This is a genomic window from Falsiroseomonas oryzae, from assembly GCF_027856955.1.
In the GTDB taxonomy this organism is placed as follows: Bacteria; Pseudomonadota; Alphaproteobacteria; order Acetobacterales; family Acetobacteraceae; genus Falsiroseomonas; species Falsiroseomonas oryzae.
Window position 1 is genome coordinate 1 of the sequence record NZ_JAPSMD010000798.1, and the last position, 1,318, is coordinate 1,318.

1 protein-coding gene and 1 pseudogene are annotated in these 1,318 nt (G+C 74.8%); both read left to right on the forward strand.

The window, feature by feature from the left end:
* Positions 1-898: HlyD family type I secretion periplasmic adaptor subunit (locus tag OZN99_RS31775; RefSeq protein ID WP_270939181.1), on the forward strand; the 898-nt coding region annotated here is incomplete at its 5' end.
* Positions 899-905: 7 nt separating this feature from the next.
* Positions 906-1,318: pseudogene (locus tag OZN99_RS31780) on the forward strand (hypothetical protein); the annotation flags it as partial.

Consider the following 1,318-nt stretch of genomic DNA (forward strand, 5'->3'; position numbering starts at 1 on the left):
CGACGCGTTGCTGGGTCCGCAGCGGGCCGCACTGGAGGCCCGCCTGGCGGCCCAGGCCGCCCGGCGCCTGACCGTGGCCGAGCAGGTGGCCCAGCGGCGCGGCGAGCTCGCGACACTCGCCGCGCATGCAACCGCGCTGGAGCGGCAGGTCGCCATGTTCCGCGACGAGCTGGCGACGCGGCAGGCGCTGGCGCGCGACGGCCTCACGACACGCATCGCGGTCCTGGAGGCGAGCCGGCTGCTGTTGGGCGCAGAGGCCGAGCAGGAGCGCGTCGCCGGCCAGGCCGCCACCGCCGCCCGCAGCCTGTCCGAGGCCGAGGCGCGGCTGGCGGAACTGGACTTCGCCGCGCTGGACGAGGCACGGAGCGAGGCAGCGCGGGTCGCGCAGGAGATCGCGGAGACCGAAGCCGCCATCATCCGCCTGGAGGACAGGGCGGAGCGCGTGCTGCTGCGCGCGCCGGGCGCCGGCATCGTGCGCGGGCTCGTGGTGACCAGGCCTGGGACCGTGCTGGCCCCCGGCACGCTTGCTGCGGAGATCCTGCCCGCCGATGCAGCGCTGGTGGTGGAAGCGCGCATCGGCCCGCGCGACATCGGCTTCGTCGCGCCCGGGCAGCCGGTGACGGTGAAGGTGCAGGCCTTCGACTTCTCGCGCTTCGGCACGATCGATGGCCATGTGGAGCGCATCTCCGCCGGCACCTTCCTCGACGAGCACAAGCAGCCCCACTGGCGGGTGCGCATCGCGCTGTCGCAGGCACATGTCGGCCGCAACCCGGATCTTGCGCGCCTCGCACCCGGCATGACCGTGTCGGCCGAGATCACGACGGGACGCAAGAGCGTGCTGCAATACCTGCTCAAGCCGCTCTACGGCGCGACCTCCACCGCCTTCCGGGAACGCTGAGCGGTCCATGACCACGGAGCGGGACCACGGGCCGGTCGAAGGCAGTCTGCTCTCGGACCAGGCGCTGCGGAATCTCAGGGCGACGGTCCGCAACCTGCCGAACCAGATGCCGGCCAAGGCGCCGATCCTGGTCGGCGCGATCAGCGCCAGCCTCGGGGTACCCCTCGCGCAGGGCGGCGCGTCGCGCGAGGCGCCGCCCGATGCCGGTGTCCCCGGGCTGCCACTCCGACGCGCCGCCGATGGCGCCGCGGCGCAAGACGGACCCGCGCCACCTGTCCTCGCGCCATCGGCCTGGCCGGAGCCCGGCGTCGCGCCACCGGTCCCACCCGTCGCACCGGATGGGCGCGGCGTGCCGCAGGCACTGCGACAGGCGGAGGCCGCTGCATCCGCCGCGGTGGGTTCCGCGACGGTGCTGGCGGA